This is a genomic window from Gemmatimonadaceae bacterium, assembly GCA_036273715.1.
Taxonomy (GTDB): Bacteria; Gemmatimonadota; Gemmatimonadetes; order Gemmatimonadales; family Gemmatimonadaceae; genus JADGGM01.
Genome location: DASUHB010000069.1, coordinates 19,113 through 44,381 on the forward strand (window position 1 = coordinate 19,113; position 25,269 = coordinate 44,381).

Below are 25,269 nucleotides of genomic sequence, written 5' to 3' on the forward strand. Positions count from 1 at the left end.
TGCTATGCTCCAGCCGGCGCGGATCCGGGCGCCGGGTGATTGACCTTCTTCAGATACACGACGGCCGGGAACGTATTGAGCTGCTCCTGGAACACGTGATAGCCGCGCCGGTCCTGTGCGAGCTGGGCAACCGTCCACTGGTTGTCGGCGGCGTCGCCGAAGGTGATCGCCTTGGACGGACACGCCTGGGCGCACGACGACGTGAATTCGTCCGGCCTAACTTCACGGTTCTCGGCTTTCGCGCGGTGCTCCGCTTCGCGGATGCGCTGCACGCAGAACGTGCACTTCTCCATCACGCCCTTGCCGCGCACCGTCACGTCGGGATTGAGCTGCCAGTTCATCCGCTCCGGCCACGCGTATTGCGGCCGGTGCGGCTCGCCGTAGCCGAACCAGTTGAAGTAGCGAACCTTGTACGGGCAGTTATTCGAGCAGTAGCGCGTTCCGACGCAGCGGTTGTAGACCTGCACGTTCAGCCCGTCGGGCGAGTGATACGTCGCGTACACCGGACAGACCGGCTCGCACGGCGCGTTGCCGCAGTGTTGACACAACATCGGGACGAAGCGCGCCTCGAAATCGCCGCCGTCTTCTCCGCCCTCCCAGTAGCGCTCGAGACGAATCCAGTTCATCTCGCGGCCCTTGAGCACGTTGCCGCCCGGCACGCCGTGCAAGAACGCTGTGTGTACCTGCTGATACGGCGCGCCGACGATTGGAATGTTGTTCTCGGCGTAGCAGGCGGTGACGCATGCTTGGCATCCCGTGCAGCGCGCCAGGTCAATCGTCATCGCCCAACGGCGCTTCGCCATCTGGCTCCAATTCTTGGGGTCGTACATCCCCATTTCTTTGGTCTTGATCGATGACTGGATGGCGCCCTGCGCATCCGCGGCCACGGGCGACCGGAGTCCCGGGAGGTACTCGTGCGACGCGTCGCCCGGCATCTTGTCGGGCGCTTCAGGCTTTGGCGGCGCCTCGAGCTCATCCACCGTCATCGCGAGGGCGATGCCGCGGTTGTATTGCCGCGATGAGCCCTCGACCGTGACGACCTGCGTGAACTTGCCGGTCTGGGTGACTTTGACTTTGGTCGATGCCCAACGGAAGCCGCCCGAGGCGGGATCGAAGCTCGCCGGGAGCAGATCGCCGGCGTTCGAGCCGACGTTGGCCGCATAGCGGCCATAGGCGGTGTGTCCCTGGCCGAACGCGATCGCCACCGTCTCGGGCTGAATGCCCATGTAGACGTAGGCCGGCAGTTCCAGCGCTCCGTCAGGCGACTCGATGCGCAGGATGTCGCCGGAGTCGATGCCCAGCCGCTGCGCCGTCTGCTCGTTCACCTCGACCCACGTCTGCCAGAAGATCTTGGTGACCGGATCGGGGAATTCCTGGAGCCACGGCTTGTTGGCGCCGCTGCCGTCGCCTAACGACGCCGACGGGTAGACGACGAGGAAAAAGTCGCCGCTGCCCGCGGCCGCCGGCGCCGCCGCTGCGGGCGCCGCCGCACGCGCGGGCGCCGGGCGGGGCGGCAGCGCTCCCGAGCCGACGCCCTTCTGCAGCGCCGCCGTGAACGCCGCGGTGCCGCCCGGAAAATGGTCGATCAACCAGCGCATGTAGTTAGGCGCCGCGAACTGCGCCGCCGCCTTCGGATTCGACTTGCCCACCTGCAACAGCACGTCCGCGGTCTGGCGCGTGTCGTACACCGGGTCCATCCCCGGCTGCTGCAGCGTGATCACGTCCGGCACGGGCTGCGCATCGCCCCACGATTCGATCGGATGGTGATCGGGCAGCACGAGATCGCAGAGCTCGCTCGTCTCGTCCGGATAGCTCGAGAAGCTCACCTTGAACGGCACTTTAGCGAGCGCCTCGGCCACCTTCGCCGACTTGGGGCTCGTGAACACCGGATTCACGCCGCGCACCATCAGGATCGGCACGTCGCCGCTGCGCATGCGCTCGACCGCCGCCGCGACGTCCGCATCCGAGGAGATTCCCTCGACACTCGCCACCGGCTTGGCCGGCAGCACCGTCACGCCGACGTTGCCTAACGACTTGTTCCACTCGTTCACCGCGCTCACGAGCGCGCTGCCGCCGCCGTTCATCCCGCTCGCGACCAGCAGGCTGGGCTTGGCGCGCTGAATCTCCTGCTGCAGCGACTGCAGCACCGCCTGCGACGCGCCGCTCGCCTGCGCCGCATCGGCAAGTGAACCCTGGCCGCGAAGCGCGTTGACGATCGCGAGCTCCGTGCCCGGACGGCATCCGATCCACGTGTCGGCGTTGCATCCCGTGAGCGAGCGCCGCGGACCGACGTACACGAAGCGCGGCGCATTGGTGAGCTTCGCGCGCGCGTCGGCAAACTCGAGCTGCTGCGGAACGGTCACGCCCCACGTATCGAGGAAGTCCGCGCCGAACGACACGATCAACGTCGCCGCGCCGAAGGCGAGTGAGGGCCACGCCACCCCATACGACTTCTGATTCGCGTCGATCGCGCCGTTATCGGCTAACGCATCGTGACTCAGATGCGGCGGCATGCCGAACGCGGCCAACCACTGATCGAGGAACGCCGGGAAGCTGCCCGACTCGTGCCGATTGATGAAGACCGCCTTCGATGCCGAGCCCGCGCTCTGCGCCTCGGTGAGCTTGTCCGTTAGGAGCTTGATCGCATCGTCCCACTTCGCCGGCACGAGCGCGTTGCCTTTGCGAATGCGCGGCCCGCGATAGCGATCCGGATTGTACAGTCCCTGCACCGCTGCCTGTCCGCGCGCGCACAGCGCGCCGCGATTCAGCGGATGATCGGGATTGCCCTCGAGCTTGAACGTCCGGCCGTCACGCGTTTCCATCAGCACGCCGCACGACGCGGAGCATTCGCGGCACGTCGACGCGTAGTAGTTCGAGACCATCGGGACGGTCTCGTCCGGATTGTTCAGATACGGAATCAGCTTGTCCACGCGATCGGTGCTGCAGCCGATCGCCGCGGTTGCGGCGCCTGTGGCGCCGAGGATCTTCAGAAACTCGCGCCGGTGAACGCCGGCCGGCGTAGACGTCTCGGTCATCAGGCAGTCTCAGTAGTGACAGACGCTGCAGTCGTAACGCGCCTTCCAGGCAGGATTCACGTTTCCGACGTGACAATTGATGCACCAGCCCATGTTGAGCGGCGCGTATTGATAGACACGCGACATCTTCTGCACTTGTCCGTGGCAAGTCTGGCACGTGACGCCCGCGTTGATGTGCGGCATGTGCGCGAAATTCACGTAGTCGGGCACGTAGTGGATGCGCACCCACGGAATCGCCTGCTTCTTGTTCCAGTAGTCCTGGAGCTTTTGGATTTCCGCGCTCTTGCGTGCCGGCCGGCCATTCTCGGCGGGACGATTGGGACCCACAACTAAATGGCATCCCATACAAGTGCTCATCGCCGGGAAGCCGGGGTCGGGCGACTTGTTCGCGGAGAAGTGACAATAGAGACAGTTCATGCCGAGCGTTTGCACGTGCGTCGGGTGCGGAAACGCGATCGGCTGAACAGGAGCGCGACCTTGCGGCGAGGAACCCGCGCTGTAGCCCCATGGGCCGCGATCGGTGATGACAGTGTCGGGTGCACTTGCGGCGCCCGTGTAGGCGGATAACAGCACGGCGATCGTGCCCAGAGCAACGAGCCCCGGGATGACCGCCCACTTCCTCCTTGAAGTCATCGCGACCTGAAGATGTGGAGGGCGGATAGTCACCCAATTTGTGAAGATTTTCACAAATCAAGCGGAACGCGCGGGAATCTGCGCCGCGTCACCAAGTGGCGCAAGAGGCGATCGCAATTCATCCGGCAACAAGTCGAGATTTGCGCGCGGTGTTTGTGAAAGCCTGAGCGGCCAGCCTGTGCCGAAGACGAAACGCCGCGATCCGATCGTGCGCAGCAGATGTGCGAGCTCGTCTTCGGGCGGGCCCCAGATCCACGAGATGTCCCACCACACTCGCGCTCGCTCCTCGGGCGTGAGGCCCCAATGCACTTCTTCGATGAGTGCACGACCCGCGGCGGTGACGAGCAGTCGCACGCGCGCGCCGGCGCGTGCTAACGCACGAACCGTTGCCGCCGGCAAATCGCCAGCCGTGTCCATCGGGTGGCGTTGACGCAGATCTTCGAATCGCGTCGTGAGCACCAGCGGCACACCGGACTCGCCGCACGCGAGCGCGAGCTCGGCGAGCGCTGGGTGGTGCGTGCCGAATCCCCATTGCTGCGGGTACGCACGCACCGCGACCGCACCGCGCTCGATCACCGACGCGAGCGCCTGCTCCCAGCGCGGCCAGTCGGGACGGATTGCCGGCACCGGAGCGAGACGTCCCTCGTACGGCGACAGCGCATCGAACAAGGCCTCGTTGCCCGCGCCCGGATCTCGATAAAACGCCGACGGCAGATGCCCAACCCAAGCCCTGTCGATGTGCTCGCGCTCGATCACGCGGACGAGCACATCGGGATCCGGATGTGGAACGTAGCGAAATGGGTACGGACCGATGAACGTGTTGGCGTCGATCATCGTGCGTGTTCGGCGAACGCCGGTTGGGCGTCGGGCGCCGGCACACCCGGCAGCGTGCCCGCGGGGAAAATGCGCGCGGCGTTGCGCCAGCGCACATCGCTCATGCCTGCCGCATCGAGACGCGGCTCGACGAATTCGAGCGCGCGCAATTTCGCGAGACCGGTTTCCATCGTGATGTCGCTGCCCCAGAGCAATCGTCGCGCGCCGACGGCGCGCACGGCGCCATCGAGCATGCCGCGATCGACGCCGCTGCCAGAGAGATCGAGGTACACGTTCGGGATGTGCGCGACGGCGGCAAACGTGTGCCGATAGTCGCCTCCGCCGCCGATATGGGCGAGGATGAACGCGACACGCGGATGCCGGAGGGCGAGGCGGCCGAGGTCCGCGCCATCGGAGATTTCCTGGCCGGGCCACTCGCGCGTGCGATGCTGCCAGATGTGATGCAGAATCGGAAAGTGCCGGCGCTCGGCCGCGGCGGCGATCGGATCGAGCAGCGGGTCGTCGGCGCGGCGGCTCGCGGCAAGCTTCACGCCCACCGCGCCGCGTTCGGCGCACCGCGCGATTTCCTCGAGCGCGTGGGCGGTATCGTTCGGGTTCACGGTGACGTACGCGCGGACGCGCTGCGCATCCCGGTCCTGGAGGGCGAGCATCTCGTCGTTGCCTAACGTGACGTCGCGCGGCGATGGAAAGTAGACCGGCGACGTGTGGCCCCAGGTGCCGAGAATGGACGCGACGTGGACGGTGATGCCGATTCGCTCGCCGGCGCGCATCCGGGCTCGGTTAGGCAACTCCCAATCGCGGCGTCCGGCGCGCGCGTGCAGAAAGTGCGCGTGCACGTCCACGAGCGGCTCCGATCCGGCGAGCGGCGCCGTGCGCGGCGCCGGCTCAACCACGCGCTCCCTCCTCGGCCAGCGACGCAACGGCGTGTCGCGCGGCAGCCTCGATCTGCTCGATGGCGGCGTCGTCGTGTGCGACCGATGCGAAGTTGTACGCGCCCCGCTTGAACAACACGCCGTGCTCGAGCGCCAGCGCGACGAACCGCGACAGCCGGCGCTCGTCCCCGGCGTCGACCAGCCACATGGGTGGAATGCCGCGCATCCGCACGTTCGATGCGCCCGACGCGCTCATCGCGCGCCCCACCGCCCGCTGGATGGACTCACCCCGTTCCCAGAGCGCGGCGCACACATCGGTGCGCGAATGTGCGTCGAGCACCGCCCGCGCCGCGGCGAGCGCGGCCGCTTCGCCCGCCAGCGTCGACGAGATCCACGTGGTGCGCGCCGCGCGCATCACGCGCTCGCGCCCAACCACGGCCGAGAGCGGGAACCCGTTCGCCAGCGCCTTGCCGAACACGGCGATGTCGACCTCCACGCCCGCCATCTCCTGAAAGCCGCCGGTGCGCAGCCGGAACCCCGTCTTCATCTCGTCGAACACGAGCACCGCGCCTAACGCATCGCACGCGCGGCGCGCTTCGGCCAGCCACTCGCCCGACGGGAGCCGCTCGATCACCGGCTCGATGATGATCGCCGCCAGACGGTCGCCGGCGGCGCGCGCCGCGTCGGCAAGCGCATCGACGTCGTCGAACGGCACCGGGCGAAAGTCTTCGTGGGCGCCCGCGGGAACGCCGGCCGCACTGCTCCACCAGTCGAGCCACCCGAAGTAGCCGGCGCCGATCACGACCGGCCGGCCCGTGCACGCGCGCGCGATGCGAATCGCCGCGGCGACGCCTTCGGCGCCGCTCTTGAGGAATCGCACCTGCTCCGCGCATGGAATCACTTCGCACAGTCGCTCGGCAACCTCCACCTCGAGCACGTGCGAGAGCCCCGCCACGTTGCCCTGCCTCACGACGTCCGTCACGGCCTGCGTCACGCCTTCGTGTGCGTAGCCCAACGCAACCGCGCCGAGGGCCATCGTGCAATCCACGAGCTCGGTGCCGCGCGTCGTGGTGAGGCGGCATCCCGATGCGCGTACGAAGTGTGTGAGCGAGCCATCCCAGTCGGGACCGACGAGTGCGTCCGGCCGTTTGCTTCCCGTCGACGCCCCGCCCGGGATCACCGCGGCAGCGCGTGCGCGCCAGTCGGCATCCACGACGGTTGTTGACGGAGACGGCAGAGCCATGTGATGGAAAAAGTCCGGACCGCGCTCGTGCGTCAAGGGTCGGTGCGGGAGCGGTCGAGCGCTCGCAACGTTTCGAGCGCGATAGCGCGCAGCAGCTCGATCTCGCGCGCATCGGGCGCGGCGCGATACGACAGCGACCGCACGGTGCGCAGGATGAGCTCGGCGTTGCGGGTGCGAAAGAAGTCGAGGCTTGCGAGTGCGCGCTCGACGTCGGCGAAGAGGCGCTCGAATTGCGCCGATGTCGCGGGCGGTGCGTCCTTGCGCGGCGGCGCGACGCGGCGCGACGCGATCGCGGCGGTCAGGTGCAGCTCGTACAGCGCGACCAACACGGCCTGCGCGAGATTGAGGGACGCGTGCTCCGTGGTCGGGATGGTGACCACGACATGCGCCCGATCCAGCGCCTCGTTGGACAGTCCCTTGTCCTCGCGACCGAAGAGCAGCGCGACGGGATGTTCGGCGGCGTGCGTCAAGGCGTCGGCCGCCGCTTCGCGCGGCGCGGCCACCCGCCACTTGGCGCTGCGCCGGCGCGCCGTGAAGCCGGCCACGAACACGCAGTCGCCTAACGCATCGTCCAGTGTGTCGTAATGTTCGATCCGCTCGGCCACGTCCCTGGTGTCGTGTGCCACGCGTTCGATGCGCGATCGATCGTATTCGACCGGGCGCACGAGGCGCAGGATGGTCACGCCCATGTTCTTCATCGCGCGCACGGTGGCCGCGATGTTCACCGGATCCTGCGGCTCGTCCAGCACGAGCCGGACGCGCGCGAGTGCCGACTCAGCCATCGATCTCGAACCGCAACGCGCGCGATGGCGATTCGCGGTCGCCGCGAAGGTAGACGCGGTCGCCGGCGCCGCCGCTCAGCACGAGCTGGCCGCGGCGTCGTTCGCGTTCCGGACCCATGTCGTTGACCACGACTTGAATCGCGACGGTGCGATCCGGCGCATCGAGCGCGCCCAACGGAACGTCAAGGCGCATGGCGTATCCGTCGGCGGTGCGGTTCCAGGTCGCGACGAGCGGGACGTCGTCGCGCGCGCCGTCGGCGACGTGGAGGCGCACGTCGTGCGGCTCGATCTGCGGCACGGCGAGCCACGCCATCGGTCTCGACTCGGCGTCGGTCCAGATGTGCAGCTGCACGCCGTCGCTGTTGATGTCCGGGTACTCGTTGTCCAATCGCGGATCCACGGCCTCGGGCGGGCGAAAGATCACGGGCGATTTCCGCACCCGCACCGTGACGACCAACGCGGCATGCTCGATGCCCAACGAGACCTGCGCGGCGGGTGAGCCGGCATCGCGCCACGCGTCCTCCGACGCGCGGTAGGCCTGCTCGCCCAGCGTGAACGCCACGGGCGGCGCCGGCGCCGCCGGCAGCCGGGTCGGCGGCGCGGCGGGCGCCGGTGGTCGCGGCTCGGCGCGTGCCGGCGCCGAGACGCGCCCGCCTAACGCAATGCTGCTCCGGGCGCCGCGCGTTTCAAAGGCGATGGTCCACTCGTCGTGCCCGAGACGGTGCGTGTGGGTGGACCCATCGGCGAGGGTGGCAACGAGCGCGTCGCCGTCGATGCGTGCGGCGGTTACCGCGCCATCCCAGTTCCAGAGCGTCGTCACGGCGCCGGCCGCGCCGCGGCTGCGGACCAGATAAAACGCGCGTTCATCCTGTCCGGGCGCGCCGGGGCCCGTCGCGCGCCAGAGCTCGGCGGGCGCGGCCGGAATGACGAACGCTGCCGCCATACTGCGCCGATCGATGACGATGGCCGCTCCGCCTAACGCATGCGCCACTTCGGCGCCGCGAACGAACACGAATCCATCCGTGGTCGACGGCCCGCCGTCGAGCGGGTGCGGCTCGAACGTGGCGCCGCGCGCCGTGCCCTCGAGGTGCAGCGGCAGATCGATCTGCACCGGATGGCCGCAGTCCCACGACAGCCGGTCCACCGCATAGTCGGGCATGGCGACGAGCGAGCGCCGGAGCCGCGTCGCGTCCGCGCCTTCGCCTAACACGACGCCGGCATCCACCCACCCCGCGCCGCCGCGCTCGTCGTACGCGCGCAGCGTCCCATCCGCTTCCGCTTGCGAGCGACCGTCCACGAGCGGCGCGTTGTGCGCCAGCGTGCTCCGGTACCAGTGGAGCGACGGATCGACGTACGAACCGGTGCCCATGTCGTCCAGCCAGCGGTCCGCGCCGCGCGAGAGCAGCAGATTCAGGCGATCCGGATGTCCGTGGCCACCGCCGGAATGGCCGTAGTCGAGCGCGAGGTACGTCCGGCCGGCATCGCGCCGCAGCACGGCCAACCCCTGGCCGGCGAGCAACGCCGAGCGCGCGGGCACGGGAGCGAGCCGGGGCAGCGTTTCCCGCGCCAGGAGCAACGATCGCCAGCCGAGGTCGGCTCTGCCTAACGCTGTCGCCGCCTCGTTCCGCTCCGAGTCGGCCGTCGAGCGCCAGCGGCCGCTGTCGCCGCGCGGCAGGTCGCATCCCTCGTACAGCATCCAGAGCGCACCCAGCAGCCGCGGGTCGTCGCGCCGGGCCACGCCCAGTTCGCACGACTCGGCAAACCGCCACTGCCGCAGCGACACCGCGTACTGCGAATCGCGCCGCGACGGAAACGTGAAGTCGGGCAGCGCCGACGCCAGCGGCGTGGCAAATCCCTCGGCGAATCTGTCGCCTAACGACGGCGGCACGGGCACGCCGACCCGCTCCATCATCGTCACCCCGTACCAGAGTCCGCGGTGCGCGAACAGGTGATAATTCTCGCCCTCGTACCAGGTGCCGTCGGTTAGGAGCCCGCTCTCGAGCTGCGCGAGCACGCCGGTTGGACTCGCAATCGCCCGCTGCGCCAGACGCGACTCGCCCAGCAGCGTCCCGCCAGCCAGCAACGCGGCATCGTTCCACACCTGGCGATTGGAGCCGCCCTCGTCGTACGACGCGATCAGCGCCATGCTCGGCTCGATGAGGCGATCGCGGACCCGCGCGCCAAGCGAGCCGGCCGCGCCGATCGCTTCGAGCAGATCGAGGGCGATCGCGAGCTGCAGCACCCAGATCGACTCGAGGTAGGTGGAGAAAAACGGACGCGATGGCCCGAGCACGTTGTCGCGGTTCGGATACGCGAGGTAGCGCTCGCTGTATTCCTCGAGCACCTGCCGCGCGAACGACGCGAGCGACGCATCGACGCCGAGCGCGGCCAGCGTCGCCGCGTGTACGGCGCGTTCGGCCAGCCAGAGCTGGTACCACGTGATCCACCACCGGTCGTGGCGCTCGCCGCGCCAGACGGCGCCATCAACCGGGCAGCGGTGCGCGTGCGCGTCGAACGGATCGAAGGCAAGCGGAGCGCCGTGTTCCGGACAGCGGCCGCCATCGCTGGAAAGGAGCGCTTTCTCGGCAGGAATGGCCAGCGGACGCCGGGCGGCCGCGTGCGCGTCGGCGCGGAGCGATTCGCCTAACGCTGCCAGCGGCGCACCGGGAACGGCCAGGGCCGCCGCACGCGCGGCGAGCGCGTCTGCGCCGATGAGGAGGCTCACGGCCGGGCGGCCGTCCGTTCGCCCAACGACCAGTCGTGCACCGTCACGAGCTCGCCGCGCAGGTCCATCCGCACGCCCGCCAGCCGCCGCGACAGCCCCTGCACGCCCTGCGCATCGTACACCCACGCCGCCGGCGCATCGCGTTCGAGCTCGGCCTGCACCGCCAGCCACGACGCGCGCGCGCGTTGGGCACCGGTCGCCGCGCGGGCGGCCGCCAAGAGCGAGTCGAGCCGCGGCGTATGATAGCCGCCATAGTCGAGCGCGCTGCCCGCCTGGTGCGCGTCGTACATGGCCGAGAGATACGCGAGCGAGAGGTCGCCGGGGATGCCGGTGAACAACGCATCGAATGTCGCCGGCCGCGCGCGCGCCTCGACGAGAAACGACGCCAGGTCGCGCTGGCGGATGCGCATCGCGATCCCGATCGCCGCCATGTCGGACTGCAGCAGCTGCTCGACCGCATTGTCGCCGCTGCCCACCGTGAGCAGCGCGAAGCCTAACGCTACGCCGCGGCGCGCGCGCATGCCGGTTGTGCCGCGGCGCCAGCCGGCGGCATCGAGCAGCGAGTCTGCGGCCGCCGTATCGTGGACCGCCGTGTCCGGCGACGCATCGGGATGCGCCGCCGGCACCGGCCCGGCCGCCGGCGTCCCGAATCCATAGAGCGCCGCGTTCACGATGCGGGGCCGGTCGATGGCGACGCTGATCGCCCGCCGCACGCGCGCATCGTCGAACGGGGCGCGCGTCGTGTTGAAGATGAGCCCGTACGTCACGAGCGTCGGGTAGCGGAGCACGCGCAGCGACGGGTCGCGCGATGCCAGACCGGCCATCGCCGGCGAAATGCCGGCCACATCCAGCTCGCCGCTCACCAGTCCCGCGAACTTGGTCGACGGTTCGTTCACGATGGCGACCACCACCCGCCTAACGCGCGGCGGTCCGCCCAACGCTGCCGGAAACGCATCGTTCCGGGCGAACACCCAGCGCTCGCCCGGCCGCCGCTCGACGAACCGGAACGGCCCGTTGCCCACCGGCAGCGTGTCGAACGGCGCGCGCCGCATGTCGGCACGAGGAACGGCTGCCAGGAGATGCGCCGGGACGATCGGCAGCTCGCACAGCACCAGCGGGAAATCGGCCTGCGCCCGCGCGAAGTGCACGGTGATCGTGGTGTCGTTAGGCGTGTCGAGGCGCGTGATGCCGGCGAGGTCGGCGTATCGCGGATATCCGGTACGCGGGTCGCGCGCGGCGGTCAGCGTGAACGCCACGTCCCGCGACGTCGTCCTCTGCCCGTCCTGCCACGAAAGTCCCGAGACCAACGTGAACGTGAGCGCCGTGCGATCGGCCGACCAGCTCCATCGCTTCGCATAATACGAAACAGGTCGAAGCGCGCTGTCGTACCGCGCCAACGTCACGAACAACATGTAGCGCTGGATCTGCTGGGCGAGCGGATGGATGGTCACGAGCGGATTGCCCGACTCGAGGTCCGCACCCGAGGCGTAGACGACCGTATCGACCGGTGTCGCCGACGCGGCGCAACCGGCGAGCGCACCGACGGCGAGCGCAAGAAGACACGTCCCCACGGTTGACGCGCGCGTGCGGCGACGCATCATCACTCGATGCGTCTCCTCGTTCGCCGGCTGCTCGATGCCGTCGTGCTGCTCTGGCTGGTTCTCACGCTCACGTTCCTCCTCCTCCGCGCGGCGCCGGGTGATCCAACGGCGCTGCTCGTGTCTCCCGCCGCCAGCGCGGCCGATGCGGCCCGCGCCCGAGCGCGTCTCGGACTCGACCGTCCGCTGTGGGTACAATATGCGCGCTGGACAGGGGGCATTCTCAAGGGCGATCTCGGCGAGAGCTTCGCACAGCATCGTCCGGTGTCGCAGTTGCTCGCGCGCGCGCTGCCCGTCTCGCTCGGACTCGGCCTTTCGTCGCTGGCGCTGACGTTTCTGTTCGGCATTGCGCTCGGCGCCGCGCACGCCGCGCGACGCGGAACGGCGAGCGACACCGTGCTCACGATATTCACGACGTCGGTGTACGCCGCGCCAAGTTACTGGCTGGCGCTCGCGTTGGTGGCGTGTTTCACGTACGGCGCCGCGCGATGGGGATTTCCTCGAGCGCTCCGCCTGCCCGCATTCGGCGTGCGCGATCCGGCATCGACATCGAGCGGCCTTGCCGCGACGGCAGACGTGTTGCGACACGCGATCCTGCCCGTGTTCACCCTCACGGCGATCGGCGCGGCCGGCATCGCGCGGTACACGCGCACGATTGCCGCCGACTTGCTGCGCGCCGACTTCGTGCGGACGGCGCGTGCGAAGGGCGTGCGACCGGTGGTGGTCTACGCGCGCCACGTGATGACCAACGCAATGCCGCCGCTCATCGTGTTGTTCGCGCTGGCGCTCCCCGGCGTGCTGGCTGGCTCGGTGTTCGTCGAGGTCGTCTTCGCGTGGCCGGGCATGGGCCGCTTGATGGTGGATTCGATTTTCGCGCGCGACTATCCGGTGGTGATGGGCGCCGCGGCGCTCTACGCCGCGTTAGTCATCCTGGCCAACCTCGCCGGCGACCTCGCCCTGCCGCTGGTCGATCCGAGGCGCCGCTCGTGACCCGTGGCGGCCGGCGCCTCGACCGCCCCGCGCGCGCGGCGCTCGTCGTGCTCGGTGCGCTCGTCCTGGCTGCCATCATCGTGCCGCCGCTTGTGCCGACGGACCCGCGCGCGATCGGCAACGTGTTGGCCCTCCGGTTCCTGCCGCCGCTCGCCACCGATCCGTTAGGCCACTGGCATCTCCTGGGCACGGATGCCTTTGGCCGCGACCTGTTCACGCGGATGATGCTGGCCTCGCGCGTCTCGCTGCTCGTCGGGTTCGCCGGCTCATTGCTGGCCGGCGTCGCCGGAATTGCCGTCGGCGCGGTGGCCGCGTGGGCCGGCGGCGCGGTGGACCGCGTGACCATGGCCGTGAGCGACACGCTGCTGGCGATCCCCCGTCTCGTGCTGCTCCTCGTCGCCGCGGCCTTGTGGCCGCCGGGCGCAGTGATGGTGGTGCTGATACTCACCGCCACCGGATGGATGGGCGTCGCGCGCCTGGTGCGCGCCGAAGTGCTGGGCGTGCGCACGCACGCGTACGTCGAAGCGGCGCACGCACTCGGCGCCCGCTCGCGCCGGGTGCTCTGGCGTCACGTGCTGCCTAACGCACTGGGGCCGGCGATCGTGGCCATCACGCTCGGCGTCGGCAGCGCGATCCTGCTCGAGAGCGGCCTCTCGTTCCTCGGACTCGGCATCCAGCCGCCGAATCCGAGCTGGGGCAACATGATCGCCGATGGTCGAGAGGCCATCGTGATGGCGCCGTGGGCTGCGCTGGCGCCGGGCCTCGCCCTCATTGCCACGGTGACGTGCTGCACGCTGTTGGGCGACTCGCTCTCCGACGCCGGCGCCTAACGTCACATTCCCGGGCGCCGACGCGGCGCGCCGAGCCGAGCGCGTCAGCGCACGAGCACGGTGACGATCTCGCGTGGCCCCGCCACGAAGGCCAGCCGGCCGCCTGCTGTCTCGATCGAGACGGGCGACGTTTCGTCCAGGCGCGCGCGCACCGCGCGCGCGATCGGGAAGCCGCACCGCCACGCCCCGGCAACCGGCTGCTCGGTGAGATTCACGCACCGCAGTACCGTCCACTCGCCGTCCTCGCTCGCCTTGCACGCAAGGAATGCGAGGCCGGCGCCCTCGAGCTCGACGCCTGTCGTCTCGCGCAACTCGCCGATGGCCGCCCGCAGCGTTAGGCCCGCGAGCAGCAGGAGCACATCATCGGCCGTGTGCTCGATCACGTCGATCGTATCGGCGTTGCGCTCGCCGTGGGGGAAGATCGCGAACTCTGCCGTGAACGCGCCAAGACACTGCGCACCGGGTGTCGGCGTCGGCCAGCCGGCGTGTCCCGGCCGCTCCGGCAGATCGCTGCGCGACAGTTCGCCGACCGACCGCACGAGCGTGATCGCCACGCCACCGTCTTCCATACTCTCGTACTCGGCGAGTCCATCAGAGTAGATCGTCACCCCGCGGTCGCCGGCGTCGCGTGTCACGTAGCGCGCGAGCGGCGCCGTGGCCGGCGGCGTCTCGTCCGTATCGGGAGGCGCGGTGATCGCGCGGCGCTCGACAGGACCGAACGCCGCGTCTGCGATCGTGGCCGCGCCTGCGAGTCCCGTGCGCAAGACGAGCCGCAGGCGGTGGTCACGGCACGTGTTGTCGCCCGTCACCCGCAGCCGCAGAAATCGTTCGGACGCATCCAACGTCAGCGCCACGTCGATACCCATCCGATGTGTTTCCGCGAGGCGCGAGCGGCGGTCCGCGGCCAGCGCTACGGGCACCTGCAACTCGAGACGCCCCATCAGCTCGGCTCGCAGGGGACCGGCTTGCGTTAGGCGCACATCATCGAGCCGATCGGCGCACAGCGTCGGCGGTCGGGCGGAATGTGTGTACAGATCGCCGCCGTCGCCCACGTCTTCGACGGCAAGCAGCGCCTCGATCGCGATGCCCGTCGACCGCGACGTCACGCGCACTGCCCCGCTCGCATCGACCTCGACGCGCAGCCACTCGTTCTCCACCCAGCGGTCACCCGCCCGAACGGACGACGGCGCGCACGCCACACTCTCCTCGGTATGGATCGTCAGCGCGGAGGTCCCGTATCCACCCACCACCGGCATCCACGCGAGCACCGTTGCCGATTCGACGAGCGCATCATCCGGATAGTCGAGCGGCGACTCGATGCGATCGTGCCGCACCGTCCGATCGATCACTTGCATGGCGACCGGCTCCCCGCGATGCCGCAACGAAAATTCCGCCGGCAACGGCGCAGGCTCCGACTCCGGGCCGCTGCCCGGCCCAACGCGCACGTGCGCCATCGTACGCACGACGTCCAGGCACGCGAGACCGCCGCGCGGCCGGGCGGCGCGGTTGCGCACGACCACGCGCGGAGACCACTCGCTGCGCCGGCCGCGCGTCGCGGCAGCATCATGCCCAACGAGATCGGCAAGCGCATCGTCGCGCACACCGAGCGCCTGCGCCATCGCATCCTCCAGGCGCACGTCCATGGCTCTGGCGACCTGGTCGATCGAGCATCCGCACAGCGTGTCGTGCGGGTGACAGCGCAGCAGTGTCGTCCACGCCGAGGCCAGGAGATCGCGCCGGTCGCGCCCGCCAAGATGCAACGCGAGCGCCGCCCACGGTTCCGCGTCTCGCAGCAACGCGCGTTCGATGATCGCGTTCGCCCGCTTCTGGTACGCCCGCGTGCCGAACGTTCCCTGCAGCGTCCATGTGTAGCCGTATGAATTGCGCAGCTCGCCACTCACCACGCCCAACGGCGCGCCGGCGGCGCGCCGCTCGAGCTCGCGCGCGAACCCGGTGAGGGATCCGGCCTCGACGCGCGCCGGCGCAGCGGCGGCCGCGAGCGCCGCCAGCGCCCGCGGCCGCTGGCGCTGCCGCGCATGATGGTCGGCTCCGTTAGGCAGCATCACCAGGGCGAGGGATGCGCGACGGCCTAACGCAGCGCCGAGGCGCCGCCACCGCTCGCGCGCCGCCGCGTCCTCCGGCGGCAGCGACGACCCGGCCTCGTAGCCGTCCGGAGGCAGATGATACAACAATGATTCCTGCCCGTCGGGCGCGCGCCAGCGAACCGTGTCGCCAGGCGGCCACGCCGAACCGCCGTACCCGCGCCAGAGAATGATCAGGCCGCAGCCGAACCCCCGCGCCACCGACGGCATCGCCGCCGGATGCCCAAACGCGTCAGGTGAGTACAACACCGGCGGCGCGGTTGCGCCCAGCGCCGCCAGCACTCTCCGCCCCGCGAACAGATTGCGCACGAGCGATTCGCCCGATGGTATGAGCTCATCCGCGAGCACGTACCACGGGCCCGCCTCGATCGCCCCGTCGCGCAGTCGCGCCTCGAGCTCCCGCCGCCGATCGGGACGCACGGCCAGGTAGTCTTCGAGCACCACGGCCTGCCCGTCCAACAGAAAGCTGTCGCCCGCTTCGGGCGGGTCGTCGAGCACCTCGTCGATCAATGCCACCAGACGCTGCCGGAACCGGCCGAGCGGTTGGTACCACTCCCGGTCCCAGTGCGTGTGCGACACCACGTACACGATCAGCTCTGTCCCTGGCATGAGCGTTCGGAGCGGGATTTCCGGGCAAACGGCAACCTGAGGAACGATTCTCGCGGCGACGAAACGGCCCGCCGGGCCGGCTACAACTCGGTCTGTTCAGGAGGATAGTAGAGCACGCCATCCCTGACGACGGCGAACGGTGTCAGGTGATGTGGTTCGGTTCGCGCATCGAGAATGTGCTGCACGTTCACGCCGCGCGCGACCAGCGCATCCGAGATCAGCGACCGATGGCATCGCCACGGCACGGCCTCGGCGCACATGATCGCGGTGCGTTGCCGGGCGGCGAGGTCGAGCAATGCATCGAGAGCCGTCGCGAACGCCGGAGTCAGCATGTAATCGGCGTATCCGCGGAAACTGTCGTTGCGCCACGCCCCGTTGGGCGAGTCGGGACGTGTGCGCCGGCGGCCGCCCAACTCTGGATGATGCGAGTAACCAATGCCGTGCTCGGTCAATGATGCGGCTAACGCCTCGCGACCGTATTGCGGATTGCGACGCGAGCCGGGGAAGCTGCGAACATCGGCGATGTGTTGAATGTGCTCGCGCTCAAGCAGCGCGATGAACCGATCGATGTCCCGAGTCGAGTGACCGATGGTGAACACGACCGGCAATGCCGGCGGTTGACCGGGCCCCGGAACGGGTGGAACTTGCGTGACCGTCTTGTTCCGAACCATCACCATGGAACCTCATGCACCGTCTGCTCGAACTCTGGCACCAACTGTACAATCTCGAGGCGCTGATCCGATGGGGCGGCTACTTCGTGCTCACCACCGTGGTGTTCACGGAGACGGGATTGCTGGTTGGCTTTTTTCTGCCGGGCGATTCGTTGATGGTGACGGCGGGGTTGTTGGCATCGCAGGGGTTTCTCAACGTCTATCTCATGGGCGTGATCCTGTCGATCGCGGCCATTGCCGGCGACAGCGTCGGCTATGCGATCGGTAAGGCAACCGGGCCGCGCATCTTCACGCGCGAAAATTCGCTGCTGTTCAATAAGAAACATCTGCACCGTGCTCACGCGTTCTACGAGAAATATGGCGGCAAAACGATCGTGCTCGCGCGTTTCATGCCGATCATTCGAACGTTCGCGCCCGTTGTGGCTGGCGTCGGCGAAATGCGCTACCGCACGTTCGTCATGTACAATTCGCTTGGCGGCATTGGATGGGTGTGGTCAATGCTGTTCATTGGATACTTCCTGGGTCGTACGGTCCCCGGTGTGGGCAAGCACATCGATGTGATCATCCTGGCAGTGATCTTCTTGTCTATCTTGCCGGGCTTCATCAGCTGGCTGCGCGAGCGCGGCGCATCCCGGGTGCAGCCCGACAGCACCGCGCCGTAAGGCGCATGGCACTCTCGGAGGCACGACATGGCATTCGCACTTCCCCCGTTGCCCTATGACTACGCCGCTCTGGAGCCGCACATCGATGCGCGCACCATGGAAATCCATCATACCAAGCATCATCAGGCGTACGTGAACAACCTGAATGCGGCGTTGGAGAAGGCGCCCGAGTTCCAGCAGAAGAGTCTCGATGACATCGTCGCCAATCTGTCCAAGGTACCCGAGGCCGTGCGCACGGCGGTGCGCAACAACGCGGGCGGACACTGGAATCACTCGATGTTCTGGCTGATCATGAGCCCGAAAGGCGGCGGAGATCCCAGCGGCAACCTGGGCGACGCCATCGCGGAGTCGTTCGGGGACGTGTCCAAGCTCAAAGAGCAATTCAACGCCGCCGCGGCGTCGCGCTTCGGCTCGGGCTGGGCGTGGGTGGTGGCGAATGGCTCAGGCGCGCTCAAGATCGAGAGCACGCCTAACCAGGACAATCCGGCAATGGACGGACGGTACCCGATCCTCGGTCTGGATGTCTGGGAGCACGCGTATTACTTGAAGTATCAGAACCGCCGCGCCGACTACATCAACGCGTGGTGGAACGTCGTGAACTGGCCGGAGGTGGCCAAGCGGTACGAAGCGCGGCCCAAGAAGTAACTGCGATGCGATGGACGGGGCCTCCCGCCCCGTCTATTCGCCGTCGCCCTCGAGGTACGTGTAGCCTTCCAGCCCGGCCACGTACTCGGCGATGAACATGTTCGCTTCCTGGCGTGTCAGCGATTTCGCCGCGCCGACTTTGCGCCGGAAGGTGGCCAGCAGGTCCGAGGCACGGAACTGCACGTACGCCAGGACTTCCGTTACCGTGTCGCCGTGCACGAGGTCCGACACCTCATACCCGCCGTTGGACAACCGCACGTGCACCGCGTTCGTGTCGCCGAACAGGTTGTGCAGGTCGCCCAGAATCTCCTGGTAGGCGCCCGTTAGGAAAATGCCAAGCACGTAGCGCTCGCCCTCGCGGTACGGGTGCAGCTCGAGGCGCGCCTGGCCGTGCCGGCCGCCCGCGAAGCGATCGATCTTGCCGTCCGAGTCGCACGTCACGTCCTGCAGCGTGCCGCGGCGCGCGGGCTCCTCGTCAAGCCGGTGCACCGGCATGATGGGGAAGAGCTGATCGATGGCCCAACTGTCGGGCAGCGACTGGAAAATGCTGAAGTTGCAAAAGTACCGATCGACGAGCTGCGCCTCGAGGTCGTCGATGATGTCCGAGTATTCCTCACGGTCGCGTTGCGCGATGCGCGCCACGGCATTGAGCGTGGCCGTGTACAACTGCTCCGCCAGCGCCCGGCCCCGCAGCGTTAGGACGCCGGAGTTGAACAACGCCTGCGCGCGCTCCTTGGCGAAGGTCGCGTCGTGATAGACCTCGCGCACCGAGCGGTTGGATACCGTCTCGTATCCTTCCTTGAGCTCGTGCAAAATGCCGTGATCGTCGTCGCCCAACTCCGGCACCTGCACCTCCTGCTGCGACTCGACGTCGATGACATCCAACAGCAGCAGCGCGTGGTGCGCCGTGAGCGCCCGGCCCGATTCGGAGATGACGTGCGGCATCGGCAGGTTCGCTTCCCGGCACGCCTCGGCGAGCGTGTAGATCACATCGTTCGCATATTCCTGCACCGAGTAGTTCACGCTTGCCGCGACCGTGGAGCCCGATCCGTCGTAGTCCACGCCTAACCCGCCGCCGACGTCGACGTGCGTGATGTCCACACCGGCCGCGTGGAGCTCGGCGTAGAAGCGCGCCACTTCCTGCAACCCCGCCTTGATGTACCGGATGTCGGTGATCTGGGAGCCGAGGTGGAAGTGGATGAGCTTGAGCACATCGAGGCGTCCCATCGCCTGCAGCTTGTCGATCATCTTGACGAGCTCGCTCGCGTTGAGACCGAACTTCGACTTTTCGCCGCCGCTCTCCGCCCACCGGCCGAATCCTTCCGACGCCAGCTTGATGCGCACGCCGGCGGTCGGCACCACGTTCATCTGGTCGGCCACGCGGAGCAGCGTATCGAGCTCGGCCATCTGCTCGAGCACGATGAAGACCTGATGGCCTAACTTCTGGCCCATGAGGGCGAGTCGCATGAACTCCTCGTCCTTGTAGCCGTTGCACACGATCATGTGGTTGGTCGACTCGGTGAGCGCGAGCACCGCCTGCAGCTCCGGCTTGCTTCCGCACTCGAGGCCGACGCCGTGCGACGCGCCGAACTGCACGATCTCTTCGACCACGTGGCGCTGCTGGTTCACTTTGATCGGATAGACCAGCGTGTACGCGCCTTCGTACCCGAATTCACGGATCGCAGTTTGAAACCGTCCGCTCAACGTCTCGACGCGCGACCGGAGAATGTCGGAAAACCTGAGCAGGAGCGGCAGCGTCACGCCTTGCTCGGCGAGGTCCGTTGCCAGCTCGTAGAGATCCAGCTCGCGATCGGGCCGCGCCTTGTCCGGACGCACCACGACGTGGCCGCGCTCGTTGATGTCGAAGAATCCGATGCCCCAGCCTTCGACGTTGTAGAGCGTGCGCGAGTCTTCGATCGTCCACGGCGCGGCCGGCTGCGCGCCGATCGGTTCCACAACTCGGGTTGCCATGCGGGCGAAGTTTAGATGGTGCAGACGCTGCTGAATAGGTCCAGCGGGTCGCTCTAGGGAAAGAGACGACGCACGCGCCAGCCCGTGTCGTCGCGCTCGTACAGCAGACGCTCGTGGAGGCGATACGGCCGGCCGCGCCAGAACTCGATGCGCTGCGGCACGACGCGAAATCCCGACCAGTTGGGCGGCCGCGGCACCTCGCCGCCCGCAAAGCGCGCTTCCACCTCCTGCACTCGCCGCTGCAGCTCGGCGTCGCTCTCGAGCGTCGCGCTCTGCCGAGATGCCCACGCGCCGATGCGGCTCATGCGCGCGCGTGAAGCGAAGTAGGCGTCCGCTTCGGAGTCGCTCACACGCTCGACCGGACCCTCGACGCGCACCTGGCGCTCCATCGGTTGCCAGTGAAAGCACAGCGCCGCCCAGGGATGCGCGAGCAGCTCGCGTCCCTTGCGGCTCTCGTAATTGGTGTAGAACACGAACCCGCGTGCATCGACGTCCTTGAGCAGGACGATGCGCGCCGACGGATGTCCGGCGTCGTCGACGGTGGCGAGCGTCATGGCGGTGGGCTCCGGCAGGAGCGTCCGATCCACGCGGCGTGCCTCGGCGAGCAGCGCGGTGAAGTGCGCGATCGGATCGGCCGGCGGCGACTGATCGTTAGGCGGCTGCGTCGCGCTCACGGCGTGATGCCGCGCTGCTTCAACTCCTTTTTCGCATCGCTCCAGCCGGCAGCGGCCGCCTTGCGGAACCAGGCGACCGCCTGCGAATCGTCCTGCGCCACGCCGCGTCCGTTGGCGTACATGAATCCGACGTTGTACTCGGCCTGCGGGTCGCCCTGGCCGGCCGCCTGACGGAAGTACTTCATCGCCTGTGCGTCGTCGCGCGGGACGCCCTTCCCCATGCCGTACAACCATCCCAAGCGATTCTGCGCCCACGCGCTTCCCTGGTCGGCTGCCTTACGGTACCACGACAGGCTCTGATCCATGTCCACATCCACGCCGGTCCCGTTTTCGTACGCCATGCCGACTTTCACCTGGGCATCGACGTCGCCCAACGCCGCGGCCTTCTTGTACCAGGCCGTCGCCTGTGCTGCATCGCGCGGCACACCGCGGCCCGCATCATACATGACGCCGAGCTGATACGCGCCATCGCGGCTGCCCGCATCGGCCGCCTTCTTGAACCAGGAGAACGCCTGCGTCGGATCGCGCGTCACGCCGGAGCCCTGGAGATACATCACGCCGAGGTCCCGTTGGGCATTGGCATCTCCGGCCTGCGCCTCGCGCGTACAGGCGGCGATGGCGGTCGTCCAGTCTTTGGCGCCGTAGGCGCTCGCGCACGTCGCGGCGGGAGGCGGCGGCGCCGCCGCGGCGACGGCCGCCGGTGCGGTTGTCGCGGGCGTACTCGCCTTGGCCGCGCGCCGCGCCGACTCCTTGTGCGCCGGCGCGCGACTCACCGCAACCGGTCGCGCCGGGCGCTCGCGCGGCGACGGCAGCGCGGGCGACCAGAGCAGCGTCTGTCCGGGTTTGAGCGAGACCGTCTCGGTGATCGGCGCGGCGCCGGCGATTTCCGCGCCTAACGTGTAGGTGCCGGGCGGCAGCGCGATCACCGGCGGTTGCCACGGGATCCCGTTCACCGTCAGGCGGGTGCCCAGCGGCACGCGATCGCTGACCATGAGGCGCGCGGTGTCGATCGGCGGCAGCGCGAGCCGCCCCTGCGCCGACGGCGCGGCGACGCTGTCCATGCGCGTCGCATCGGGCGCCGTTAGGCGCTGGTGCACGAACATCGCCGCCGCGAGCACGACCACCAGCCCGACGACGCCCGCGCCGATCATCCACGGCGGAATCGGCTTCGCGGGGCGCGGCGGCAGCGTTTCGTCCACCGGCATCTGGTCCGCCGGGATGAGCACTTCCTGCGGCGCGAGTCGCGGGACGGACATCCGGCCCAGCGTGAGCGTGGGCGGCTGCAACGGCGCAGGCGTGGCCGGCACGGAAGCCGAGCCGTTCGCCGACGTGGCCGACGCCGCCGACGTCCCGCCGCCGATCGAGGCGACCAACGGCCGCAGCACCCGCGTCTCGCCTAACGAATACGACTCGGCCCCCGCGCTCGTGTCTCGCTCCTTGCGCAGCCGGAGCGCCACCAGCTTGCGAGAGGCCAGCTCGCGCGCGAAGTACACCACGCCGCCGCCATCGGCGTGATCCATTTCGCCGAGGATCTCGTATTGGTCCCGCGACGCCGCTTTCACGGCATCGAGCAGCTCCTCCCGCGACGCGCTGCTCGCGGCCGGCGGCGCAATGTCGGCGCCGCATTGCGAACAGAACTTCGCGCCGCGCACGAGCGCTGCGCCGCAGCGCTCGCAGCCGGACCCGACCGCTCGCCCAACCGCGGCGTCCAGTGTGCGCGCGACATCCAGCACGTACTCGCCTTCGGCGCCGTCCAGCCGCAGCGCCACCAGCGCCGCCGATTCAAGGTCCCGCGCCAGATAAATGATGTGACCGCCCGCGTCCCGGCCTAACTCGCCCAGCACTTCGTGGCTGCCGAACGCGGCGTCCTGAACGGCTCGGAGCAAATCGTCGTTCGGTTGGCCATTGCCCACCGGGACGGCGGTTACTCGACTTGGCCCATCGTGTTGCTGCATGACGTCTCCGGCGATTCGCTTCGCGGTCAACTTCCAACTCTATGCCAGGTACGACTCAAGGGAAAGATGGCTCCGTCACCCCTCGATGCGCGCGTGCCCGCAACACGGGTGTCGCGGGCACGGGCAGCCGTCGTGCGCATTGGGAGGCGTCGCGGACGGCGTTACGGCTGAGGAGGCTTGGACTTGTCGAACGTCGGCGGCTTCACCGTGATCGCGCGGCCAACGGAGTCGACGCGCTGCTTCGCCTTTTCCGTCATTCTGCTCGTGACGGCGTTCAGTTCGATGGATGGTATGGCCGCCGATGGCAGAGTCGCACTATCACCCACGCCGGTTCGCGCAGTCCGGCTTTCGCTGTGCGCTTTGGGCGCCGACGACTTGGCTTCCGCGGTCTTGGCATCGGCAGGTTTGCCATCCACCGGCTCGTGCGGCTCGACAGGATGTTGATCTGCATGCGATGACTCGGATGCCGGACCTGTGGACGGCGGAGACGCACCCGGCTCGGTGTGCGTTGCCGGTGCGTGTCTCGCCTTCGCGTGCAGCGCGACGCTGCCGGCTGTCGCCGACACCGTGCTCGGATCACTGGCCGCAGGGTGCTCCATGAAGAATGCCCAACTGGCGGCTCCGATCACGATCACCGCAGCTGCTCCCGCAAAGACCTTCACCCAGTTCCGCCGCGGCGCTGGCGTCCACTCGACGACGTCCGAGGGGTCGTCACCCGGCGCCTCGCGCTCACGCTGCTCGTGCGACTCGGATTGTTGCGGCGCGTGCTGCACCTGCTCCCACGCCGTGCTCTCGGCGCGGGGTTGAGACGCCTCGACGCGCGGCGCCATCGGCGGCGTGAAGCGAGTGACCTCGGGAGCCGCGGGCGCCGTGATCGACGCATAGGCCGGCGACGCAGGCATCGGGAGGTCGGGCGCCGGCGCGGGCGCTTGGCGACGCAAGGCCGGGGAGGTAGGCGGCTCGATCCACGGGAGCGTCGTCGACTTGGTCACCGATGAGCGCATCGGTCCGGTGCGCGGTTCCGTGCGCTCGGCGCGCGCCACGCTGCCCGACGTGCGCGCTCCGTTAGGCGCGGCCGCGGGCGCGGCCGGCGCCGGCGTCGCATCAGCCTGCGGCGACGGGCCGCTCGTGCGACCGGCCGGGGCGGCGCCGGCCGCGACGGGCCGCATCTCGACCGTGAGCGACCCGGCCGGCGACGGCGTCCCGTTAGGCACTTGGCCGCGCAGCCGCGCCGCCCGCTCGCGGAGGGGCCCCGCTTCGGCGGCGGCGCCCCGCGCCGCCAGTACGTCCGCCAACGCCTCGATGCTCGGCGCGAGCGACGGGTCGTCCGCCTGCACCGCCGCTTCTCGAGATGCGAGCGCCCGACGCGCCAACTCCTCGGCCGCGTCCAGATTGCCTTCGGCGGCGCGAACCTTCGCCAGACTCGCGACGATCGCCGCCACCTCGGGATGGTTCGGCCCGAGCGCGAACTCCTTGATCGACAGGAGCCGGAGGAGCAGCGGCGCGGCCGACGTAAAGTCGTTCTTTCGGAAGTAGAGCCGCGCGAGATTGCTCAGCGTAACCGCCACATCGGGATGCGATTCGCCTAACGTCTTCTCGCTGATCGCGAGCGCGCGCCGAAACAGCGGTTCGGCCTGCGCCAGCTCACCGCGCGTGTAGTGCAGCGCGGCCAGATTGTTGATGTTCTGAACGAGTCCGACGTGATCCCCGCCCAGCATGCGCTCGCGAATCGCCAGCGAACGCCGGAACAGCGCTTCGGCCTGCGCGAGATCTTTCTGTCGGTACTTGAGCTGCGCGAGGTTGCTCAGGCTCGTCGCCAAGCGCGCGTTGTCGGCGCCGAGCAGCGTCGCCTCGCGGATCGCTGCGATGAACGACTGCTCTGCCTGCGCGTAGTCGCCTTGTGTGAACGCACGGCGACCATTCTCGTTGTGGCCTTCCCAGCGCGTCTCGACGGTTTCGGTCATCCGGACTCCTCCCGTGTACAGACGCGGAGGAGGTGAGGCCTGTAACCGCTTGACGAATCAGCGTTCCGCACCCATCGCGGGTGCGCGGCGATCGCTCACGGGCGCTCGGTCATCATCGAACCTTTCGACCGCAACTCCGACACGTTTCGAGGCAGAACGTCCGAGCGCACACGCGCTGCTGCGCGCGAATCAGAGACCGAAATGCTTGCCGCGCGCGGCTGCAAGCAGAATCCGTGCGTAGATCACGTGGCTGAGCACGAGCGCCAGGAACAGCAGGCCGACGCTGCAGATAGCGATGAACGACTCGGTGCGATCGATGCCATATGGCAGGCTGATGAACACGACGAGCACAAAGATCGCGACGAGTGCAGACGCCGCCCCCAAGGCACCGAGTCCCGCGAGCAAGCGCAACCGTGATAACGACATCACTGCGTTCTCCATTCAGTTAGTGTGAGACCCACTCTCTGCTTTGTG

At 68.6% G+C, this 25,269-nt stretch carries 19 protein-coding genes; 4 read left to right on the plus strand and 15 right to left on the minus strand.

Features of this window, described 5'->3' with window-relative positions:
- Positions 1–2: 2 nt before the first annotated feature.
- From VFW04_16065 to VFW04_16100, 8 genes are read right to left on the minus strand one after another with little or no spacing between them, the layout of a single operon-like run.
- Entirely contained in the window at positions 3–3,035 is a 3,033-nt protein-coding gene (locus tag VFW04_16065) for a 4Fe-4S dicluster domain-containing protein (GenBank protein HEX5180846.1), read from the minus strand.
- Positions 3,036–3,044: 9 nt separating this feature from the next.
- Entirely contained in the window at positions 3,045–3,722 is a 678-nt protein-coding gene (locus VFW04_16070; protein ID HEX5180847.1) for a cytochrome c3 family protein, read from the minus strand.
- Between the two features lie 3 nt (positions 3,723–3,725).
- Complete coding sequence (locus VFW04_16075) at positions 3,726–4,502, minus strand: amidohydrolase family protein (protein HEX5180848.1); 777 nt, start codon at positions 4,500–4,502, stop codon at positions 3,726–3,728.
- A complete protein-coding gene (locus VFW04_16080) occupies positions 4,499–5,395 on the minus strand; it encodes an amidohydrolase family protein (GenBank protein HEX5180849.1) in 897 nt (298 codons plus the stop codon). The genes VFW04_16075 and VFW04_16080 overlap by 4 nt, the downstream gene beginning before the upstream one ends.
- Entirely contained in the window at positions 5,388–6,617 is a 1,230-nt protein-coding gene (locus VFW04_16085; GenBank protein HEX5180850.1) for an aminotransferase class III-fold pyridoxal phosphate-dependent enzyme, read from the minus strand. Before VFW04_16085 ends, VFW04_16080 begins: the two co-directional genes overlap by 8 nt.
- 32 nt (positions 6,618–6,649) lie before the next feature.
- A complete protein-coding gene (locus VFW04_16090; protein ID HEX5180851.1) occupies positions 6,650–7,399 on the minus strand; it encodes a TrmJ/YjtD family RNA methyltransferase in 750 nt (249 codons plus the stop codon).
- Entirely contained in the window at positions 7,392–10,124 is a 2,733-nt protein-coding gene (locus VFW04_16095; protein ID HEX5180852.1) for a heparinase II/III family protein, read from the minus strand. The genes VFW04_16090 and VFW04_16095 overlap by 8 nt, the downstream gene beginning before the upstream one ends.
- Complete coding sequence (locus VFW04_16100; protein HEX5180853.1) at positions 10,121–11,725, minus strand: peptide ABC transporter substrate-binding protein; 1,605 nt, start codon at positions 11,723–11,725, stop codon at positions 10,121–10,123. Before VFW04_16100 ends, VFW04_16095 begins: the two co-directional genes overlap by 4 nt.
- Positions 11,726–11,731: 6 nt before the next feature.
- On the opposite strand from VFW04_16100, the gene VFW04_16105 reads away from it, so the two are divergent.
- Positions 11,732–12,712, plus strand: coding sequence for an ABC transporter permease (locus VFW04_16105; protein HEX5180854.1), 981 nt, complete (start codon positions 11,732–11,734; stop codon positions 12,710–12,712).
- Complete coding sequence (locus tag VFW04_16110; protein HEX5180855.1) at positions 12,709–13,542, plus strand: ABC transporter permease; 834 nt, start codon at positions 12,709–12,711, stop codon at positions 13,540–13,542. Before VFW04_16105 ends, VFW04_16110 begins: the two co-directional genes overlap by 4 nt.
- 44 nt (positions 13,543–13,586) lie before the next feature.
- On the opposite strand, the gene VFW04_16115 is transcribed toward VFW04_16110, so the two are convergent.
- The gene (locus VFW04_16115; GenBank protein HEX5180856.1) at positions 13,587–16,253 is read right to left on the minus strand and encodes a glycosyl hydrolase-related protein; all 2,667 of its coding nucleotides are present in this window, start codon (positions 16,251–16,253) and stop codon (positions 13,587–13,589) included.
- 80 nt (positions 16,254–16,333) lie between these two features.
- Positions 16,334–16,930 (minus strand): DUF488 domain-containing protein, encoded by a 597-nt coding sequence (locus tag VFW04_16120; protein HEX5180857.1) that lies wholly within the window; start codon positions 16,928–16,930, stop codon positions 16,334–16,336.
- A gap of 8 nt (positions 16,931–16,938) precedes the next feature.
- Here VFW04_16120 and VFW04_16125 point away from each other — a divergent pair, with 8 nt between their 5' ends.
- Positions 16,939–17,586, plus strand: a complete 648-nt coding sequence (locus VFW04_16125) for a VTT domain-containing protein (GenBank protein HEX5180858.1) — start codon at positions 16,939–16,941, stop codon at positions 17,584–17,586.
- A gap of 27 nt (positions 17,587–17,613) precedes the next feature.
- Entirely contained in the window at positions 17,614–18,231 is a 618-nt protein-coding gene (locus tag VFW04_16130; protein ID HEX5180859.1) for a superoxide dismutase, read from the plus strand.
- A gap of 33 nt (positions 18,232–18,264) precedes the next feature.
- On the opposite strand, the gene speA is transcribed toward VFW04_16130, so the two are convergent.
- From speA to VFW04_16155, 5 genes are all read right to left on the minus strand, one after another.
- Entirely contained in the window at positions 18,265–20,202 is a 1,938-nt protein-coding gene (speA, locus tag VFW04_16135; protein HEX5180860.1) for a biosynthetic arginine decarboxylase, read from the minus strand.
- Positions 20,203–20,255: 53 nt separating this feature from the next.
- Positions 20,256–20,876 (minus strand): pyridoxamine 5'-phosphate oxidase, encoded by a 621-nt coding sequence (gene pdxH, locus VFW04_16140; protein HEX5180861.1) that lies wholly within the window; start codon positions 20,874–20,876, stop codon positions 20,256–20,258.
- Entirely contained in the window at positions 20,873–22,831 is a 1,959-nt protein-coding gene (locus VFW04_16145) for a hypothetical protein (protein ID HEX5180862.1), read from the minus strand. The genes pdxH and VFW04_16145 overlap by 4 nt, the downstream gene beginning before the upstream one ends.
- Before the next feature lie 161 nt (positions 22,832–22,992).
- On the minus strand, positions 22,993–24,795 hold the full coding sequence (locus VFW04_16150; protein HEX5180863.1) for a tetratricopeptide repeat protein: 1,803 nt from the start codon (positions 24,793–24,795) through the stop codon (positions 22,993–22,995).
- A 189-nt stretch (positions 24,796–24,984) separates the two neighbouring features.
- Entirely contained in the window at positions 24,985–25,224 is a 240-nt protein-coding gene (locus tag VFW04_16155; protein ID HEX5180864.1) for a hypothetical protein, read from the minus strand.
- Positions 25,225–25,269 lie beyond the last annotated feature (45 nt).

Bases quoted from the DNA above. Each gene is read 5' to 3' on its own strand.
- VFW04_16065 (HEX5180846.1), bottom strand. From the start codon at position 3,035: ATGACCGAGACGTCTACGCCGGCCGGCGTTCACCGGCGCGAGTTTCTG.
- VFW04_16075 (HEX5180848.1), bottom strand. From the start codon at position 4,502: ATGATCGACGCCAACACGTTCATCGGTCCGTACCCATTTCGCTACGTT.
- VFW04_16085 (HEX5180850.1), bottom strand. From the start codon at position 6,617: ATGGCTCTGCCGTCTCCGTCAACAACCGTCGTGGATGCCGACTGGCGC.
- VFW04_16090 (HEX5180851.1), bottom strand. From the start codon at position 7,399: ATGGCTGAGTCGGCACTCGCGCGCGTCCGGCTCGTGCTGGACGAGCCG.
- VFW04_16100 (HEX5180853.1), bottom strand. From the start codon at position 11,725: ATGATGCGTCGCCGCACGCGCGCGTCAACCGTGGGGACGTGTCTTCTT.
- VFW04_16105 (HEX5180854.1), top strand. From the start codon at position 11,732: ATGCGTCTCCTCGTTCGCCGGCTGCTCGATGCCGTCGTGCTGCTCTGG.
- VFW04_16115 (HEX5180856.1), bottom strand. From the start codon at position 16,253: ATGCCAGGGACAGAGCTGATCGTGTACGTGGTGTCGCACACGCACTGG.
- VFW04_16120 (HEX5180857.1), bottom strand. From the start codon at position 16,930: ATGGTGATGGTTCGGAACAAGACGGTCACGCAAGTTCCACCCGTTCCG.
- VFW04_16125 (HEX5180858.1), top strand. From the start codon at position 16,939: ATGCACCGTCTGCTCGAACTCTGGCACCAACTGTACAATCTCGAGGCG.
- VFW04_16130 (HEX5180859.1), top strand. From the start codon at position 17,614: ATGGCATTCGCACTTCCCCCGTTGCCCTATGACTACGCCGCTCTGGAG.
- speA (HEX5180860.1), bottom strand. From the start codon at position 20,202: ATGGCAACCCGAGTTGTGGAACCGATCGGCGCGCAGCCGGCCGCGCCG.
- VFW04_16145 (HEX5180862.1), bottom strand. From the start codon at position 22,831: ATGCAGCAACACGATGGGCCAAGTCGAGTAACCGCCGTCCCGGTGGGC.
- VFW04_16150 (HEX5180863.1), bottom strand. From the start codon at position 24,795: ATGACCGAAACCGTCGAGACGCGCTGGGAAGGCCACAACGAGAATGGT.